This is a genomic window from Streptomyces sp. NPDC037401, assembly GCF_055602345.1.
On the sequence record NZ_JBVJWO010000026.1, the window covers coordinates 1 to 16,971 of the forward strand.

The following is a 16,971-nucleotide window of genomic DNA, read 5'->3' on the forward strand; positions in this document are numbered from 1 at the left end:
TGCCGGTCCCCCTGGGCCCGTGGAGCGGGGTCGGGGGCGCGGCCCGCCCTTCGGGCGGAAGGGCACGCGGCAGATCGCTACACGGCCGCGGCCGACTGGCGGCGGACGCTTGTCTGCAGCAGAGCTCGGCGGGGCGGCCGTGAGGCCGCAAGACGGAGGTGTGCACGGCGGGGAAGCCGCCGACGGCGGGCAACCGCCCACTGGGGGACCTCAGCGTTGCCCTCCCGGCCGCACGGGTGGTGCGGGTGGGTATCCCCAGCCCGCGCGGAGCGCGGGCGCAGCCCCCCGCCGGCGCCAGCCGGACCAGCGGCCCCCGCCCAAGCCAAGCGCAGCGGACGGGCATAACGTCGTGGGAGGGGACAAGTGGTAGGTACCAGGCGGGAGTTCGGGGTTCTACGGTGCGGGCATCCCCACTGACACTCCGAACGAGGAGATCCCCCATGCTTCGACGACACGCCCGCGCGGCGTGTACCGCCATGGTCGCCGCCGGGATGGTGGTGGCCGGGATGCAGGGCAGCGGACAGGCCGCCGCGCCCGGCGTGAAGTCCGCCGCCGTCGCGCTCGGTGCCGCGTCCGCCCAGCCCGAGGTGCTCGGCGCCATGCAGCGCGACCTCGGGCTGACGCGGGCGCAGGCCGTCGCCCGCCTCGGCAACGAGGCCGAGGCGGGGGCCGTCGCCGCGCGGCTCCGCGACCGGCTGAGGACCGCCTTCGCCGGGGCCTGGGTCGACGGCGCCGAGTCCGGCACGCTGACCGTCGCCACCACCCGCGCCGCCGACGCCGGGGCGATACGGGCCGCCGGGGCACGCGCCGTGGTCGTCGGCCGCAGCCTCGCCTCTCTGGAGGCCGCCAAGGGGTCACTGGACCGGGCCGCCACCGCCGAGACGCCGGTGCGGTACGTGGACACCAGGGCCAACACCCTGGTGGTGGAGGAGACCCGGGCCGGGGCCGCGGCGCGCGTGGTCGCGCGGGCCGGGCTGCGCGCCGCGGACGTGCGGGTGGTGCGGGCCGCCGAGGGGCCGCGCCCGCTGTACGACATCCGGGGCGGGGACGCGTACTACATGGGCGGGGGCGGCCGTTGCTCGGTCGGCTTCGCGGTCACCCGCGGCACCACCCAGGGCTTCGCCACGGCCGGGCACTGCGGCCGGGCCGGTCAGACGACCAGCGGCTACAACCAGGTGGCGCAGGGCTCGTTCCAGGGTTCCGTCTTCCCCGGCAACGACATGGCGTGGGTCGCCGCCAACAGCCAGTGGACCTCGACGCCGTACGTGAAGGGCAGCGGCGGTGCGAACGTACAGGTCACCGGCTCGGTCCTGCAGCCCGTCGGCTCCTCGGTCTGCCGCTCCGGCTCGACCACCGGCTGGCACTGCGGCACCATCCAGCAGCACAACACGAGCGTGACCTACCCCGAGGGCACCATCTCCGGCGTGACGCGTACGACGGTGTGCGCCGAGCCGGGCGACTCGGGCGGCTCGTACATCTCCGGCAGCCAGGCGCAGGGCGTCACCTCCGGCGGCTCCGGCAACTGCTCCAGCGGCGGTACGACGTTCTTCCAGCCGCTCAACCCGCTGCTGCAGAACTACGGCCTGACCCTGAAGACCAGCGGCACTGGCCCCGGTCCGGAGCCCGAGCCCGGCGGCACGTGGGCGGCCGGCAAGGTCTACAAGGCCGGTGACGTGGTCACGTACGGCGGTGCGAGCTACCGCTGCCTCCAGGGCCACCAGGCCCAGACCGGCTGGGAGCCGCCGGCCGTCCCGGCGCTCTGGCAGCGCCAGTAACCGGCCGCCTCCCCGCCCCGCACCGCGGCTCCGAAGGGGGGAGCCGCGGTGCGGCGACCGGTCGTTCCGCCGTCCCTGCGTGTGGCAATGGCGGGATGACCGGGTTCCCGTCCTTGGCCGGATCCGCCAGAGCCTGCGCAGGCGCGCCGGCCGCCGGCGCCTGGACCGGCGGCCGTGAGTCAGAGGCCGAGCAGCGTCGCCAGGGTGCCGAGTGCGATCAGGGACGCGCAGATGGAGAGGTTCGCCGCCCTGTGTTCCCAGAAGACCGCGACGAACTCGCGGATGGTGGCGCTCGGCCAGAAGTAGCGGGCCGTCGGGGAGCCGAGGACCTGGCCGTTGACGCCCTCGCGGCGGGCCGTCATCGCCGCGCGGAAGGCGTGGAAGTCGTTGGTGACGACCACGCACCGGTACTGCGGGTTCTCCGCCGTCATCAGGGTGCGGCTGAAGGCCATGTTCTCCGTCGTCGTCCGCGAGCGGTCCTCCAGCCGCAGGTGCTCTTCGGGGACGCCCCGCTCGCGCAGCCAGTTCGCCATCGCGAGGGCCTCGGGCAGCTTCTCGTCCGGGCCCTGGCCGCCCGACGTCAGCATCAGCGGGGGACGGCCGCCGCGGGCCGTCTGGGCCCGGTGGATCTGCCGGCCCTTCTCCAGGCGGGAGGCCAGCAGCGGCGGTACGCGCTCCCCGCCGATCAGGCCGGAACCCAGCATCACCACGTAGTCGACGTCGCCGCGCACCTTGATCCGCCCGTACATGAAGGCGTAGCCGAGGAAGCAGAGGAAGATGAACGACACGTAGGCGACGACGAACGTCAGCGTGATGACGAAGCCGTCGAGCAGCGGGCTGCCGCTCGTGCCCACCGCGATCAGCAGGCCGATCATCACGAAGATGCCGAGTCCGGCGAGCAGCGAGAGCAGGTTGGCCGGGCGGCGGCCCTCCTTGCGGACCATCGTCACGCCGTTGGCGACCAGGAAGACGCCCAGCGCGACCGTGCCGAGGACCGGGATCGCGAAGACCGCCAGCAGCAGGACCTGCGCGGGGAGCGGCGGCAGGGAGGCGATCTGGAGCACCAGCGCGAAGGCGAGCGTGATGAACGTCAGCCCGAGCAGGACGGCGTTGCGGAAGCGGCGGCGGTCCTCCCGCACGCTGAGGCAGAAGACCAGGAAAAACAGGGCAGGAGGGACGAAGGCGGCCATGGCGTCCATCGTAGGCGGGCGGGTGCCGCCGGGATCAGGCCGTTCGCCGGATCGACCGGCCCGCGAGCACGTCCGTGCGCCGCCCGTCCCGCATCACGAACCGGCCGTCGATCAGGACGTGCGGGATGCCCCGCGGCAGCGTCCGCGGCGACTCGTACGTCGAGCCCGCCGCGACCGTCTGCGGGTCGAAGAGCACCAGGTCCGCCCGGTACCCCTCGCGCACCAGCCCCCGGTCCGGCAGCCGCAGCCGGGCCGCCGGCCGGCCCGACAGGTGGGCGACGCACTCCTCCAGCGAGAGCACGCCCAGCTCGCGGACGTACCGCCCGAGGTAGTGGGGGAAGGTGCCGTACGCCCGCGGGTGCGGCTTGGCGCCCTGGAGGATGCCGTCCGAGCCCCCGGTGTGCGCCCGGTGGCGCATGATCGTGCGGACGTTCTCCTCGTGGCCCACGTGCTGCAGGACCGTGGGGCGCAGCCGGTCCTCGAGGAGCAGCCGGCGGGCCGTCTCCCAGCCGTCGACCCGCCGTCCCACGTGCGCGGACAGGGCCGGGTCGGACACCCCGGAGATCTCGATCGCCGACCAGTCCACCGGCACGCCGTGGCAGCCGTCGGCGCCCTCCACCTCCAGCGAGACGCGGATCCGCTCGGCGGCCGCCGGGTCCGCGAGCCGCTCCAGCACCGCCGCCGGGCCGCCTTCGTTCGCCCACGACGGCAGCAGCGCGACGAGCGTGGTGCAGCCGGGGGTGTACGGGTACGTGTCGAGGGTGATGTCCGAGCCGTCGGCCAGCGCCCGGTCCAGCAGGGCCAGCAGCTCGTCCGCGCGGCCCTCGTTCTCGGGGAAGTTCATGGTGGCGTGCGCCAGGTGGAGGGCGCAGCCGGCCTCCCGGGTCAGCCCGACCATCTCGGCGTACGCGCGCAGCGCCCCGCGCCCGTACGAGCGGTGGTGCGGGCAGTAGTAGCCGCCGTACCGCGCCACCACCCGGCACAGCTCGGTCAGTTCGGCGTCGCCCGCGTACATGCCGGGGGTGTACGTGAGCCCCGAGGACATGCCGACGGCGCCCTGCTCCAGGCCCTCCGCGACCAGCTGCCGCATCCGGTCCAGCTCGGCGGGGCCGGCCGGGCGGTCGGTCCAGCCGACGGCGTACGCGCGGACGGTCCCCTGCGGGACGAGGTAGGCGGCGTTGACGGCCACGCCGCGGTCGAGCCGGTCGAGGTACTCGCCGACCGTGCGCCAGTCCAGGTCCAGGTCCGAGCCGTCGCCGTTCCAGCCGGCGACGGCGGCGCGGACCTCGCCGAGGGTGCGGTCGTCGACGGGCGCGTACGACAGGCCGTCCTGGCCGAGTACCTCCAGGGTCACGCCCTGGGCGGCCTTCGCACTGTGGTCGGGGTCGCGCAGCAGCGCGAGGTCGCTGTGCGCGTGCATGTCGACGAAGCCGGGCGCGAGGACCAGCCCGGTGACGTCGAGGGTCCGGCGCCCGCCGCTGCGGAAGCGGCCGATCCCGGCGATGCGGCCCTCGTGCACGGCGACGTCCGCCGCGTACGAGGGCCCGCCGGTGCCGTCGGCGATCCGGGCCCCGCGCAGCACGAGGTCCACCGCGGGCTCCTAGAAGAAGGTGCGGACGTAGTCGGACACCGTCCCGTCCGCCTCGACGACGGGGATCAGCTGCCACTTCTCGAAGATCGTGCACGGGTGCGACATGCCGAGCGCGACCCAGTCCCCGACGTCGAGGGCGTCGGCCGAGTCGGTCTCCAGCCAGGCGTGCTGGTCGGACAGCTTGACGACGCGGATGCCGTCGGCGGGCCGCTCGGTGCCGTCGAGGGGGTCGCGGACGGCGGCGACCTCCGGCAGCCCGAGGTCGTACGCGACGTCCCGCTTGCCCGCGTTGACGAAGGCCTGGCCGGGCGAGGGGCGGGAGACGACCTGGGCCCACAGCCGGAACGCCGGGCGCAGCCCGCCCTCGGCGGGGATCCGGTTGAAGGGGGTCAGGCGGGTGTACCAGCCGTGGTCGTGGGAGACGTACGCGCCGGAGCGCAGCAGCCTGAGCACGGGCCGGGACAGCGGCGGGAGCGCGGCGAACTCGTCGGCGACGGCGTCGAACCACGCGCTGCCGCCGGCGCTGACGACGATCTCGTCGAGGTCCGCGCCGAACCGGCCGTCCTTGTCGAAGTCGACGGCGAGGGCGGTCAGGCGCCGCAGCCAGGCGTGGACCCTCTCGGCGTCGGCGTCCGGCACCTCGGCCTCGTATCCGGCGACGCCCACCAGGCGCAGCGTGGGCGCCTGGGCGACCGCGTCGGCGACGGCCCGGCAGTCGGCTTCCGTACGGGCCCCGGTGCGGGCGCCCTCGCCGGCGCCGAGCTCGACGACGACGTCGAGGGGCCGGCCGGCCGCGGCCTCCCGCAGGGCGCGGTCCATCAGCTCGACGCCGCGCACGGAGTCCACGTAGCAGACGAACCGGAACCGGGGGTCGGCGTCGAGCTCGGCGGCGACCCAGCGCAGGGCGGCGGCGTCGACGAGTTCGTTGGCGAGGAAGATCCGCTCGATGCCGAAGGCGCGGTAGACGCGGGCCTGGTGGGGCACGGCGGCCGTGATCCCCCAGGCGCCGTGGGCGAGCTGACGCTCGAACAGCTGCGGCGCCATGCAGGTCTTGCCGTGCGGGGCGAAGGCCAGGCCGTGGCGGGTGCTGTACGTCTCCAGGGCGCGGAGGTTGTGCTCCAGGGCCTCGGCGTCGAGGGTGAGGACGGGGGTGGTGAACCCGCCGGTGAACAGGTCCCGGCGCTGGGCGGCGAGCGCGCCGACGGTGAGGGCGGCCGCCTCGGCGTCCGGCGGGAGTCCCTTGAAGCGGTGGTCGACCGGTTCCTGCGCAAGTGCGCCGAGCACCTCGCGTGCGTCGCTGCCCATGGGTGCCGCCTCCGTGTAGGTCCGTGCGTTCCGTTGCGTGTTGCGCAACGTGCGTTGCGTGTGCCGCCGCATGCTGTCTAACATCCCGCGTGACGACGGGTCAACGCAGCCGCAGGACGGGAACGTCATGAGTCAGTCACTCGGCAGGGCGCTCGCGATCCTGCCCCTCCTCGCCCGCGGCCCCGCCGACCTCGGGCAGGTCGCCGCCGAGCTCGACGTGCACAAGAGCACCGCGCTCCGGCTGCTGCGCACCCTCCACGAGCACCGCATCGTCCACCGCCGCCCCGACGGGCGCTACCGGCTCGGCGCCCGTCTGTTCACCCTCGCCGCGGAGGCCCTCGAGCACCTCGACGTGCGCGAGAGCGCCCACCCGCACCTCGTCGCGCTGGGCGAGCAGACCGGGCACACCGTCCACCTCGCCGTGCACCAGGACGACGAGGTCCTGTACATCGACAAGGTCGACAGCCGCTACCCGGTCCGCATGTACTCGCGCATAGGCAAGCCCGTGGCCGTGACCGTCGCCGCCGTCGCGAAGCTGCTCCTCGCCGACCTGCCCGCCGCCGAGCGGCGCGCCCTGGCCGAGCGCCTGGACTACCCGGCGTACACGGCCCGGTCCACCCCGGACGCCGCCGCCTTCCTGCGCGAGCTGGAGACCGTACGGGCCCAGGGCTGGGCGGCCGACCTCGGCGGGCACGAGGAGACGGTCAACTGCGTGGCGGCGCCCGTGCGCGGACCGGACGGGCGGGCGGTCGCCGCGATGTCGCTCTCCGCCCCCAGCGCCCTCGTCCCGGCGGACGAGCTGCTCGCACTCCTGCCGCTGGTACGCCGTACCGCGGAGGCCATCAGCCACGACTACTCCGGAGGAACGCCATGACGGAGAAGACCCCTGTCACGCCGCCCACGCACACCGCCCCGCCCGCGACGTTCTCGCACGGCGTGCGCAAGGGGAACATCCTCCAGGTCGCCGGGCAGGTCGGCTTCCTGCCGGCCGTTCCGGGGCAGCCGCCGACTCCCGCGGGGCCGACCCTGCGGGAGCAGACGCTCCAGACCCTGGAGAACGTCCGCTCCGTCCTCACCGCGGGCGGCGCCGGCTGGGACGACGTGATGATGATCCGCGTCTACCTCACCGACACCGCGCACTTCGCCGAGATGAACGAGATCTACGACGCCTACTTCGCCGAGCAGGGCCTCAAGGAGGCCCCGGCCGCCCGTACCACCGTGTACGTGGGCCTGCCGGCCGGCCTGCTGATCGAGATCGACGCGCTCGCCGTCCTCGGCTAGGACCGGCCGGAAGACGCCGGAAGACGCCGGACGGGGGCGCCGGAACACCGGCACCCCCGTCCGTCCGCAGCGGCCCGTCACCGGGTCAGCTGCAGTACTGCGCCTCCTTGCCGATGGAGCGGTACATGCAGTCCGAGTTCTCCAGCAGCTGGAGCACCGCGTCGCGGTTCCGGCTGGTCTCGCGCTCGATCACCTCGTCGGGCGGGTAGAAGCCGCCGCCGCCCGAGCTCGCCGGGTACATTTCGAAGGTGTAGCCGAAGATCTTCTGCGCGCCCCACAGCCAGTCGTCGATCGTGCCGTCGGTGATGTAGAGGTCGCTGGACTGCTCCGGCGTGTAGCCGTTGCTCGCCGCCATCTTCTGGCCGACCGCCTTGAACGCGCCGAGGTCGTCCGCCGTCAGGCCGGGTGCGGTGTCGCTGTAGGTGTAGCCGTACGGCCACAGCACCAGCTCGCTGTACGTGTGGAAGTCGATGGCCGTCTTGATCTGCTGCTTGCCGCCCACGACCCGGCTGCGCACGAAGTCGGAGACGACCTTCACCTCGGGCGCGGACTCCGCGGCCGTGCCGCGGTAGGTCTCGGAGCCCTTGCTGCCGGAGGAGCCGCCGCAGCAGCCCCACTTGTAGTTCCAGTTGCGGTTCTCGTCGGTGCCGACGTAGGACGAGCCGGAGTTCGGCTGCCGGTTCTTGCGCCAGGACCGGTACGAGCCGGAGGCGATGTCGTACTCGCCGCCGTCCGGGTTGAGGTCCGGGATGATCCAGATCTCGCGGTTGTTCACCATGTTGGTGATCCGCGCGTCCGTGCCGTAGTCCTCGCCGAACTCGCGCAGCAGGTAGAGCGCCATCTCGACGGTCAGGTGCTCGCGGGCGTGCTGGTGGTGCGTGAAGAGCACCTCGGGCTCGGCCTCGTCCGTGCCGACGTTGTCGCTGATCTTGATCGCGACGAGGTCGCGGCCCTGGTACGACTTCCCGATCACCCGCTTGCTCATGATGTTCGGGTACTGCGCCATGCGCTGGTCGATCTCCGCGCTCATCTCGGCGTAGTTGTGGTACCTGGAGTCCGCCGACGGGAAGTCCATCGGGGTCACGGCCACGCCGGGGGCGCTGCGCTGCGGCGGGCCGGCCAGGGCGGTGAGCTTGTAGCCGCGCTGGCGCAGCTTCTTGGCCTGCAGGGTGTCGGCGCTGACGACGACGGTGTGGTCGTGGACCTCGTCGATCGAGACGCCGTACGCCAGCAGCGCGGTCCGGTCGGCCGGTGTGGCCGGCCCGTGGATCGTGTACTGGACGATCGCCTCGTCCTGCGTGGCGGTGGAAGGGGTGGGGGGAGCAGAGGCCGTGGCACTCGTGCCGAGGGCGGGTGCGCCCAGCGCGAGTGCGAGTACGGCCGCCATCGCGGCGGCCTTCCGTCCTCGGCTGCCGCGGATGCGTAGCCGCATGCGATCTCCTGGGTGTGGAGTGTGGGGGTGGCTCCGTGCGGACGCGCACAGCGTGCGCCTATGGCATGTCCCGGTCAAGAGCCCGGATCCGGCCATGGTGGCGCCGGGTGGACCGCGCTCTCGCCGCCCGCCCGGCGCCACCCCCCACAGCTATCGCCTACGGCAGGTTGTGCACGTGCGGACCCACCGCGTTGGACCAGGCGTTTCCTGCCTTTGCATCCCAGTTGGTGGACCATGTCATCGCGCCGCGCAGCGACGGGTACGTCTTCGACGGCTTGAAGGAGCCGCAGCCGGTGCCGCGGGTCAGGCAGTCCAGGGCGTTGTTGACGACAGACGGGGAGACGTAGCCGCTGCCCGCGCCGCTCGGGGAGGCCGGGACGCCGATGCCGACCTGCGAGGGGTCGAGGCCGCCCTCCAGCTGGATGCAGGCCAGCGCGGTGAGGAAGTCCACCGAGCCCTGCGAGTAGACCTTGCCGTCGCAGCCGTTCATCGAGCCGCTGTTGTAGTACTGCATGTTGACGACGGTCAGGATGTCCTTGATGTTGAGCGCCGTCCGGAAGTAGCCGTTCGACGTCGACTGCATGTCGATCGTCTGCGGGGCCATCGTGATGACGAGCGAGGGGCCCGCCTTCGCCGACAGGGAGCGCAGCGCCTGGGTCATGTACGTGGCGTTGAGGCCGTTCTCCAGGTCGATGTCGATGCCGTTGAAGCCGTACTCCTGCATCAGCGCGTACGCCGAGTCGGCGAGGTTGTTCGCGGAGGCGGAGTCGTTGACCGTGATGGTGCCCTTCTCGCCGCCGATGGAGAGGATGACGGACTTCCCGGCGGCCTTCTTCGCGGCGATGTCCGCCTTGAACTGGGCGACGGTGTAGCCGCCGAGGCCGGCCGAGTCGAGGTTGAAGGTGATCGCGCCGGGCGTGGCGGTGGCGTCGGCGAAGGAGACGGCGATGATGTCGTACTGCGACTGGACGTCGGAGAGCTTCTGCACGGTCGCGCCGTTGTTGAAGTTCTGCCAGTAGCCGGTCACGGCGTGCCTGGGCACGGTCGGGTTGGGGTCGGTGCCGCCGGGGGACGTGGTGCCGCTGACGGGCGGGCTGGACTTGGGGCCCTCGCCCGCCGCGTTGTACGCGCTGACCTGGAAGGAGTACGTGGTCGAGGCGGCCAGCCCGGTACGGGTGTGGCTCGTGCCGGACACGTCCGCGACCTGCGTGCCGTTCTGGTGGACGCGGTAGCCGGTGGCGCCCGGGACGGCGTTCCAGGACAGGTTCAGGGAGGACGGGGTGGCCCCGCCCACGGCCAGGCCGGAGGGGGCGCCGGGGATCGTCGGGCCGGGGTCGGTGGGTCCGCCCCCGTCCGGTCCGAACACGCTGAAGCTGTCGGCGAGGTAGGCGGGCTGGCCGTACCAGCCGTGCGTGTAGACGGTCACCTGCGTGGTGTTCGCGCCGGTGGTGAAGGTGGTCGACAGCTTCTGCCAGCCGCCGCCGGAGCCGGGCGTCCAGGTCGACACGTCCTGCGTGCCGGTGCCGCTCGCGCCGAGGTAGACGTACGAGCCCTGCACCCAGGTGCTCAGCGTGTACGTGGAGCCGGGCTTGACGGTGACGACCTGCGAGCAACGGGCGTTGTCCTGGCCGGACGGGGCGGCCCTGAGGGTGCCGGCCCCGGCGTGGACCGGGGACGAGACGGCGGTGCCGCTGCCCGCCGTACACGTCCAGTGGGTGAGGCCGGACTCGAAGCCGCCGTTGCGGGCGACATCGATGTCGGCGGCCTGCGCGGTGCCGACGGCGAGGCCGGTGAGCCCGCCGGTGACGAGCACTCCGGCGGCGAGGAGGGCGAGGGAGCGTATGCGGTTCACGGGGAACTCCAGTGGGGGGAGCCGGTGAGGGGAGGGGGTGGGGGGGGAAGGAGGGGAAGGGGCGGGGGAACGGCGGGGAGGGGTGGGAGTGACGGACGGCCGGGGTGTGGAAGTGAACTGGGGGCGCCCGCACCCAAGTTGGTCCAGACCAATGCTCGTGTCAAGAGTGAGTACCGACATCGCGCACACCGGGGAGGGCGGTGTCGGGAGTGACCGTATTTGTTGCCGAATTGGCAGAGGTAAATCAGCCAGCGACCGAAAAGCGGAGTCCACGGGAAAGAACAAGGCCCTGCCCGGACCCTTAAGACGCGGATAAGGTGCTGGGGCAGGAGGGCCGAGCAGTGATCATTTGCGGTCGCGCAGCATGCGCGGCGGCCGCATTGCACGGGGTGAATGGGGGATTCACATGCCGATCGCCATCGCTGTGACCAGTGCCGATCTGGTGCTGCCCGCCGCCGACCGGCACACTCCGCCGGCCGTCGCACTCCAGTCGCCGGAGCAGACCGGACTGGAGGGCTCGCTCGCCGAGATGACCGGTCTGCTGGAGCGCCACGGGTACGTCCTCGCGGTCCTCCCGTCCTCCCTTCCGGTCGCCTTCTCGCGACGCCTGCACACCGTTCGGGCGATCCTCGAGAGTGACCGGATCGCGCTCCTTGACATCGACCTGCCGCCCCTGGGCGTGGCCCTGCTGGTGCGTCAGCTGCGCCAGCTCTCCGTCTGCGACTTCAGCCCCGGGGTGCTCGCCTCCGCGGCCCGGCTGCTGTCCCACTACGTCTACGCCGGCGCCCTGCTGGGCTCGGTGGCCCGGCTCGACCGCGTACCCGTCAGCCTCAAGACCCACGCCAAGTCCTGGGTCCCCGGCTCCCAGTTCGCCGTACTCGCCAACCCGCGCCCGCACCTGGTCAAACTGACCGGCGGCGGCTCGGGCGGCGGGCACGCCCGGCCGGAGCTGCCGCCCGGCCCCGACTTCGGCACCCAGCTCACCTTCGCCCGCGGCCAGCTCGCCTCCGAGTGGGTGGCCTCCGACCTGGCCCCGGCCTGGAAGGTCCAGGGGGTGCTCGAGGCCCCGCTGCCCGCCGACTCGGCGGGCTGGTGGGCCACTTCGCGGCTGGTCGAGTTCGCCGCCGCCATCCCCGACATCTCCGTGCTGTACCAGCTCGTCGCATCCGTCCGGCGCGAGGAGTGCCGCTGGTGCGGCCTGGAACTGATAGGCGACCGCTGCGGCTTCTGCGCCGCTCCGCTCGCCGCCCCCCTGTCCCCGACCTCTTGATCGACTGATCGACGAACGGCGAGGTAGTCCCGGCTCATGAACTCACGTCAGCGGCGCGGTGTGATCCTGCTCCTCCTCTCCGTCCTGTGCGCGCTCGGCGCCTTCGCCGGGGTGCTGTCGGTGATCAGCGACGTCAATTCGAAGGTCGGACCGGAGGTGGTCGCCTACCGCGCCGCACGGGACATCGCCCCGTACGGCGAGCTCAAGGAGAGCGATTTCAAGCAGGTCAAGATCCCCAGGCGGTGGCTGTCCGACACCGCGGTCACGGACCTGTCCGTCCTGCGCAGGAAGACCACCCTCACCACGCTCAAGTCCGGCTCCCTGCTCCAGGCCGACATGATCACGGACCTGCCGAAGCTCAAGGCGGGCGAGCAGGAGATCTCGATCCTGATCGACGCCTCCACCGGCGTCGCGGGCAAGATCCGCCCCGACGACCGGGTCAACATCATCGGCTCCTTCAAGGGCCAGAAGTCCACCGACGGCCTCGTCGTCACCCTCGTCGCCAACGCCCGCGTCGTCAGCGTCGGCACCCTCAGCCGCACCGAGAAGGACGAGGGCCGCCGCGGCGACGAGGAGACCGTCCCGATCACCTTCGCCATCGGCCACAAGGACACCCAGCGGGTCTCGTACGGCGCGTCCTTCGCCGAACACGTCCGCCTGGCACTGGTGGCACCCGGCGACCAGAGCACCGTCGCGCCCGACGACCGCCGGTACACCCTGACCGGGGACAAGTGAGGCACGGATGACCACCCGAATCCTCCCGGCGGTCGGCGACCCGGACGCCGCCCGCTCCATCACCACCCTCCTCAGCCAGCTCCCCGCCGCCGAGCCCGGCCCGCCGGTGGCCGACTCCACGCTGCTCCTCGACACCCTCGCCCGGCTGGCCGCCGAATCCCTCGACGAGCTCCCCGAGGTCGTCCTCGTCCACGAGCGGATCGGCCCGGTGCCCGCACTGGAGCTGATCCGCGAAGTCGCCCTGCGCTTCCCGGCGGTGGGCGTCGTCCTGGTCAGCGCGGACGCCGGTCCCGCGCTGTTCTCGGCCGCCATGGACTCCGGCGCGCGCGGACTGATCGCCCTGCCGCTGTCGTACGAGGAACTGGCCGCCCGGGTCCAGGCGGCGGCCCAGTGGTCCGTGGGCGTACGGCGCCACCTGGGCCGGGGCGCCGACGTGATCACCGGGCCGGGCGGCAAGGTCGTCACCGTCTCCGGCGCCAAGGGCGGGGTCGGCACCACCCTGTGCGCGGTCCAGCTGGCCCTGGCGGCGGCCGCCTCGGGACGGCGTACCGCCCTGGTCGACATGGACCTCCAGGCCGGCGACGTCGCCTCGTACCTGGACGTGCAGTTCCGGCGCTCGCTCGCCGACCTCGCCGGCATCCAGGACATCTCCCCCCGGGTCCTCCAGGACGCGGTGTACGAGCACAAGACCGGTCTCGCCCTGCTGCTGGCCCCCGGCGAGGGGGAGCGCGGCGAGGAGGTCGACGACCGGGCCGCCCGGCAGGTCGTCAGCGCCCTGCGCAACCGATACGAGCTCGTCGTCGTGGACTGCGGCACCCAGATGAACGGCGCGAACGCCGCCGCGATCGAGATGGCCGACACGGCCGTGCTGGTCACGACGCCGGACGTGGTCGCCGTCCGCGCCGCCAAGCGGATGGTCCGCATGTGGGAGCGGCTCCAGGTGCGCAAGGCGGAGGAGACGGCGATGGTCGTCAACCGCTGGACCAAGCACACCGAGATCCAGCCCTCCCTCGTCGAGAAGATCACCAAGACCCGGGTGACCCGGACCCCGGTCCCCTCGGCCTACAAGGAACTCCAGGGGGTCGTGGACGCGGGCCGGGTACAGGACCTCGACAACCGGTCCACGGTCAAGCAGGCGCTGTGGGGCCTCGCCGGGGAACTGGGCCTGGTCAAGGGCCCGGAGGAGGTCCCCGGGGCACCGGCCCTGCCGGCCGGCCGGGGCAGCGGCCGCGGCGCGGGCAGGGGTGCCGGGCGGGGTTCCGGCCGCGGCTCCGGGCGCGGCGGGCAGCTGGCCCTGCCCGGCGGGGACCGCGGATCCATCGGACTGTGGAAGCGGAGGGCCGACTGATGCGGCGGATACGCCTGACACGCCTGATGCCGGCCCGAAGACGCGGGCGGGACCGGGACGACCGGGACGACGTGGACAGCGGGGGAGGGCGGGGTGCGCGGGACGACCGGGGCTCGACGACCTTCGAGTTCCTCGGGATGTTCCCGTACATCCTGCTGATCCTGATGGTGATGTGGCAGTGCGTCGTCCTCGGCTACACCTACACGCTCGCGGGGAACGCCGCCGACCAGGCGGCGCGGGCCGGGGCCGTGGGCGACGACTGCGGCGCGGCCGCCAGCCGGCACGTGGGCAGCGCCTGGGAGGTCTCGACGGACTGCGGCGGCGACCCCGTCGTCCACGCGACCGTCCGGCTCACCGTTCCGGTCCTCGCCCCCGGCCTGTTCAACATGCCCTGGACCGTCGAGGCCAAGGCCGCCGCCGTCTACGAGGAGGTCGACTGACATGAGCGGCACCGCGCGCACGGTGCGACCCCGCGCCACCGCCCGGGACCGCGGACAGGTCGCCCTCGAATACCTGGGCTGGCTGCCCGTTCTCCTGCTGGTCGCCCTCATCGGCATCCAGGTCGGGATCATCGCCTACGCCGCCCAGCAGGCCGGCACCGCGGCCCGTACCGCCGCCCGTATGGACTCCCTGCACGGCGAGGGCGGTGCGGCCGCGGGCCGCGCCGCCGTCAGCGGCTGGCTCCGCCCCTCGCTCGCCGGCGGCCCCGGCGGCGACCGGGTCACCTACACCGCCACGGTCCGGATCCCGACCGTACTCCCCGGCCTCCTCGACCTGGGCTCCGTGTCCCGGACGTCCACCATGCCCTTCGACGGAGACGACTGATGAGCCTGCGCGCCCGCGTCCACACCCAGGAGGACCAGCACGGCACCCGCGAGGACGGCCACCTGGTGGCCTCCTACCGCGCCAAGCTGCTGGAGGAGATCGACCTCGCCGAGATGTCCGCGCTCGCACCCGCCGAGCGCCGGGCCCGCCTGGAGCGCGTCCTCGGGCACATCATCAGCCGCGAGGGCCCGGTGCTCTCCACCGTCGAGCGCTCCCAGCTGATCCGCCGGGTCGTCGACGAGGCCCTCGGCCTCGGCGTGCTCGAACCGCTCCTCGAGGACGCCTCCATCTCCGAGATCATGGTGAACGGCCCCGACCGGATCTACGTCGAGCGGGCCGGCCGGGTCGAGCAGCTCCCGCTGCGCTTCGCCTCGCACGAGCAGCTGATGCAGACCATCGAGCGGATCGTCTCCACCGTCAACCGCCGCGTGGACGAGGCCAATCCGATGGTCGACGCCCGCCTGCCCAGCGGCGAGCGCGTCAACGTCATCATCCCGCCGCTGTCCCTGACCGGCGCCACCCTCACCATCCGCCGCTTCCCCCGGGCCTTCACCCTCCACGAGATGATCGGCCTGGGCTCCCTCGACGAGCAGATGCTGCTCCTGCTCTCCGGCCTCGTCCAGGCCAAGCTGAACGTCATCGTCTCGGGGGCCACCGGCACCGGGAAGACCACCCTCCTCAACGCGCTGTCCGGGCTGATCCCCGAGCACGAGCGGATCATCACCATCGAGGACTCCGCCGAACTCCAGCTCCAGCAGGCCCACGTCATCCGGCTCGAGTCCCGGCCCCCGAACGTCGAGGGCAACGGCCGCATCACCATCCGCGACCTCGTCCGCAACTCCCTGCGCATGCGCCCCGACCGCATCATCGTCGGCGAGGTCCGCGGCGGCGAGACCCTCGACATGCTCCAGGCCATGTCCACCGGCCACGACGGCTCCCTCGCCACCGTCCACGCCAACAGCTCCGAGGACGCCCTGATGCGCCTGCAGACGCTGGCGTCGATGTCCGAGGTGGAAGTCCCCTTCGAGGCCCTCCAGGACCAGATCAACAGTGCCGTGCACGTCGTCGTCCAGCTGACCCGGTTCGCCGACGGCTCCCGCCGCATCACCGAGATCTCCATCCTCGACTCCCACGGCCGCGAACCGTTCCGGATCATCACCGTCTGCCGGTACGCCGCCCAGCCGATGGCCGCCGACGGGCGGGTCTACGGCCGCTTCGAGTACTACCCGCTGCCGCGTCGCATCGCCGAGCGGCTCTACATGAACAACCAGCCGATCCCGCAGGCCTTCGGCGTCGCCGCCGACGACATCGACCTCGCCGTCCGCACCGCCCGCTAGCCCGCAAGCCCGCAGCCCCGACCCGCACCGCCCGACCCGCACCGCCCAGACAGGAAGCCGAACACCGCCATGAACAACCTGGTGCTCCTCACGATCGGAGTCACCCTCCTCGGGTGCCTCCTCGTGGTCATGGGCGTGCACGTCTACGCCAAGGGCCGGGCCGAGCGCGCGGCCCTGATCGAGCGGCTGTCGTCCAGCAGCCAGATCGAGGCCGGCGGCCGCCGGCGCCGCTTCCGCAAGCTGGACCGCCGGCTGCGCCGCACCCGGCTGGGCCGCCGCATCGAGCTGAGGCTCGCGGCCACCGGGCTCGACCTCACCCCCGGCGAGTTCTTCGTCTACATGCTCGCGGGCGTCGCGGCCGTCTGGCTGATCGCCTCCTCCCTCCTCGCCTCCTTCTTCGGGCCGGTGGCGGGCCTCATCGGCCTGTGGGCCTCCCACGCCTTCCTCAACTGGCAGCGGGCCAAGCGGATCGAGAAGTTCATCAACCAGCTCCCCGAGCTGTCCCGCATCCTCGCCAACGCCACCCAGGCCGGCCTGGCCCTGCGTACGGCCATCAGCCTCGCGGCGGAGGAGCTGGAGGCACCCGCCGGGGAGGAGCTCGCCCGGGTCTCCCAGAGCCTCGCCGTCGGCCACTCCATCGACGACGCCCTCACCGAGCTCACCGAACGCCTGCCCTCCCGCGAGCTGGTCGTCCTCGTCACCACCCTCGTCCTGTCCAACCGCGCGGGCGGGGCGATCGTCGGCTCCCTGCGCAACCTGACCGTCACCCTGGAGCAGCGCAAGGAGACCCGGCGGGAGGTCAAGACCCAGCTGTCCCAGGTGACGGTGACGGCGTACGCGATCCCGGTGATCGGCGTCGGCTCGCTGCTGATGGTCGACGCCGTACTGCCCGGGGCCCTGGACCGGATGACCGGAGCGTTCATCGGGCAGACCGCCGTGATCGTCTCCATCGGGCTCTACACCCTCGGCTTCGCCCTGATCCGCCGCCTGTCCAAGATCGACGTCTGAGCCGAAGGGAGCCGATCCGCGT

General features: G+C 72.7%; 15 protein-coding genes. 10 read left to right on the forward strand and 5 right to left on the reverse strand.

From position 1 onward, the window contains the following. Positions 1 to 440 precede the first annotated feature (440 nt). A complete protein-coding gene (locus ACZ7H1_RS25360; RefSeq protein ID WP_470789945.1) occupies positions 441 to 1,775 on the forward strand; it encodes a carbohydrate-binding protein in 1,335 nt (444 codons plus the stop codon). A gap of 179 nt (positions 1,776 to 1,954) precedes the next feature. On the opposite strand, the gene ACZ7H1_RS25365 is transcribed toward ACZ7H1_RS25360, so the two are convergent. From ACZ7H1_RS25365 to ACZ7H1_RS25375, 3 genes are read right to left on the reverse strand one after another with little or no spacing between them, the layout of a single operon-like run. Then, complete coding sequence (locus ACZ7H1_RS25365; RefSeq protein WP_470789947.1) at positions 1,955 to 2,965, reverse strand: YdcF family protein; 1,011 nt, start codon at positions 2,963 to 2,965, stop codon at positions 1,955 to 1,957. A 34-nt stretch (positions 2,966 to 2,999) separates the two neighbouring features. Then, complete coding sequence (locus ACZ7H1_RS25370; RefSeq protein WP_470789948.1) at positions 3,000 to 4,556, reverse strand: N-acyl-D-amino-acid deacylase family protein; 1,557 nt, start codon at positions 4,554 to 4,556, stop codon at positions 3,000 to 3,002. A 9-nt stretch (positions 4,557 to 4,565) separates the two neighbouring features. After that, positions 4,566 to 5,861 (reverse strand): amino acid deaminase, encoded by a 1,296-nt coding sequence (locus ACZ7H1_RS25375; protein ID WP_470789950.1) that lies wholly within the window; start codon positions 5,859 to 5,861, stop codon positions 4,566 to 4,568. A gap of 127 nt (positions 5,862 to 5,988) precedes the next feature. Here ACZ7H1_RS25375 and ACZ7H1_RS25380 point away from each other — a divergent pair, with 127 nt between their 5' ends. Beyond that, positions 5,989 to 6,735: an IclR family transcriptional regulator gene (locus tag ACZ7H1_RS25380; RefSeq protein ID WP_470789952.1), complete on the forward strand. Its 747-nt coding sequence runs from the start codon at positions 5,989 to 5,991 to the stop codon at positions 6,733 to 6,735. Beyond that, positions 6,732 to 7,142 carry a RidA family protein gene (locus tag ACZ7H1_RS25385; protein WP_470789954.1) on the forward strand — a complete coding sequence of 137 codons (411 nt, stop codon included), beginning with the start codon at positions 6,732 to 6,734 and terminating at the stop codon, positions 7,140 to 7,142. The genes ACZ7H1_RS25380 and ACZ7H1_RS25385 overlap by 4 nt, the downstream gene beginning before the upstream one ends. A gap of 85 nt (positions 7,143 to 7,227) precedes the next feature. On the opposite strand, the gene ACZ7H1_RS25390 is transcribed toward ACZ7H1_RS25385, so the two are convergent. Together ACZ7H1_RS25390 and ACZ7H1_RS25395 are read right to left on the reverse strand one after the other, a co-directional pair. Beyond that, entirely contained in the window at positions 7,228 to 8,574 is a 1,347-nt protein-coding gene (locus ACZ7H1_RS25390; RefSeq protein WP_470789956.1) for a M14 family metallopeptidase, read from the reverse strand. 157 nt (positions 8,575 to 8,731) lie between these two features. After that, entirely contained in the window at positions 8,732 to 10,426 is a 1,695-nt protein-coding gene (locus ACZ7H1_RS25395; protein ID WP_470789958.1) for a chitinase, read from the reverse strand. A 406-nt stretch (positions 10,427 to 10,832) separates the two neighbouring features. On the opposite strand from ACZ7H1_RS25395, the gene ACZ7H1_RS25400 reads away from it, so the two are divergent. The 7 genes from ACZ7H1_RS25400 (at position 10,833) to ACZ7H1_RS25430 (ending at position 16,949) form a co-directional block, all read left to right on the forward strand. Continuing rightward, positions 10,833 to 11,696, forward strand: coding sequence for a hypothetical protein (locus tag ACZ7H1_RS25400; RefSeq protein ID WP_470789959.1), 864 nt, complete (start codon positions 10,833 to 10,835; stop codon positions 11,694 to 11,696). Between the two features lie 36 nt (positions 11,697 to 11,732). Then, on the forward strand, positions 11,733 to 12,431 hold the full coding sequence (gene cpaB / locus ACZ7H1_RS25405) for a Flp pilus assembly protein CpaB (protein WP_470789961.1): 699 nt from the start codon (positions 11,733 to 11,735) through the stop codon (positions 12,429 to 12,431). Between the two features lie 7 nt (positions 12,432 to 12,438). Then, on the forward strand, positions 12,439 to 13,779 hold the full coding sequence (locus tag ACZ7H1_RS25410; protein ID WP_470789962.1) for an AAA family ATPase: 1,341 nt from the start codon (positions 12,439 to 12,441) through the stop codon (positions 13,777 to 13,779). Further along, positions 13,779 to 14,219 (forward strand): TadE/TadG family type IV pilus assembly protein, encoded by a 441-nt coding sequence (locus tag ACZ7H1_RS25415; RefSeq protein WP_470789964.1) that lies wholly within the window; start codon positions 13,779 to 13,781, stop codon positions 14,217 to 14,219. The genes ACZ7H1_RS25410 and ACZ7H1_RS25415 overlap by 1 nt, the downstream gene beginning before the upstream one ends. A gap of 1 nt (position 14,220) precedes the next feature. Then, a complete protein-coding gene (locus tag ACZ7H1_RS25420; protein WP_470789965.1) occupies positions 14,221 to 14,604 on the forward strand; it encodes a TadE/TadG family type IV pilus assembly protein in 384 nt (127 codons plus the stop codon). After that, a complete protein-coding gene (locus ACZ7H1_RS25425) occupies positions 14,604 to 15,941 on the forward strand; it encodes a CpaF family protein (protein WP_470789967.1) in 1,338 nt (445 codons plus the stop codon). Before ACZ7H1_RS25420 ends, ACZ7H1_RS25425 begins: the two co-directional genes overlap by 1 nt. Before the next feature lie 69 nt (positions 15,942 to 16,010). After that, positions 16,011 to 16,949, forward strand: a complete 939-nt coding sequence (locus ACZ7H1_RS25430) for a type II secretion system F family protein (protein ID WP_470789969.1) — start codon at positions 16,011 to 16,013, stop codon at positions 16,947 to 16,949. Positions 16,950 to 16,971 lie beyond the last annotated feature (22 nt).

Bases quoted from the DNA above. Each gene is read 5' to 3' on its own strand.
- ACZ7H1_RS25360 (WP_470789945.1), top strand. From the start codon at position 441: ATGCTTCGACGACACGCCCGCGCGGCGTGTACCGCCATGGTCGCCGCC.
- ACZ7H1_RS25365 (WP_470789947.1), bottom strand. From the start codon at position 2,965: ATGGCCGCCTTCGTCCCTCCTGCCCTGTTTTTCCTGGTCTTCTGCCTC.
- ACZ7H1_RS25375 (WP_470789950.1), bottom strand. From the start codon at position 5,861: ATGGGCAGCGACGCACGCGAGGTGCTCGGCGCACTTGCGCAGGAACCG.
- ACZ7H1_RS25380 (WP_470789952.1), top strand. From the start codon at position 5,989: ATGAGTCAGTCACTCGGCAGGGCGCTCGCGATCCTGCCCCTCCTCGCC.
- ACZ7H1_RS25385 (WP_470789954.1), top strand. From the start codon at position 6,732: ATGACGGAGAAGACCCCTGTCACGCCGCCCACGCACACCGCCCCGCCC.
- ACZ7H1_RS25390 (WP_470789956.1), bottom strand. From the start codon at position 8,574: ATGCGGCTACGCATCCGCGGCAGCCGAGGACGGAAGGCCGCCGCGATG.
- ACZ7H1_RS25400 (WP_470789959.1), top strand. From the start codon at position 10,833: ATGCCGATCGCCATCGCTGTGACCAGTGCCGATCTGGTGCTGCCCGCC.
- cpaB (WP_470789961.1), top strand. From the start codon at position 11,733: ATGAACTCACGTCAGCGGCGCGGTGTGATCCTGCTCCTCCTCTCCGTC.
- ACZ7H1_RS25410 (WP_470789962.1), top strand. From the start codon at position 12,439: ATGACCACCCGAATCCTCCCGGCGGTCGGCGACCCGGACGCCGCCCGC.
- ACZ7H1_RS25415 (WP_470789964.1), top strand. From the start codon at position 13,779: ATGCGGCGGATACGCCTGACACGCCTGATGCCGGCCCGAAGACGCGGG.
- ACZ7H1_RS25420 (WP_470789965.1), top strand. From the start codon at position 14,221: ATGAGCGGCACCGCGCGCACGGTGCGACCCCGCGCCACCGCCCGGGAC.
- ACZ7H1_RS25425 (WP_470789967.1), top strand. From the start codon at position 14,604: ATGAGCCTGCGCGCCCGCGTCCACACCCAGGAGGACCAGCACGGCACC.
- ACZ7H1_RS25430 (WP_470789969.1), top strand. From the start codon at position 16,011: ATGAACAACCTGGTGCTCCTCACGATCGGAGTCACCCTCCTCGGGTGC.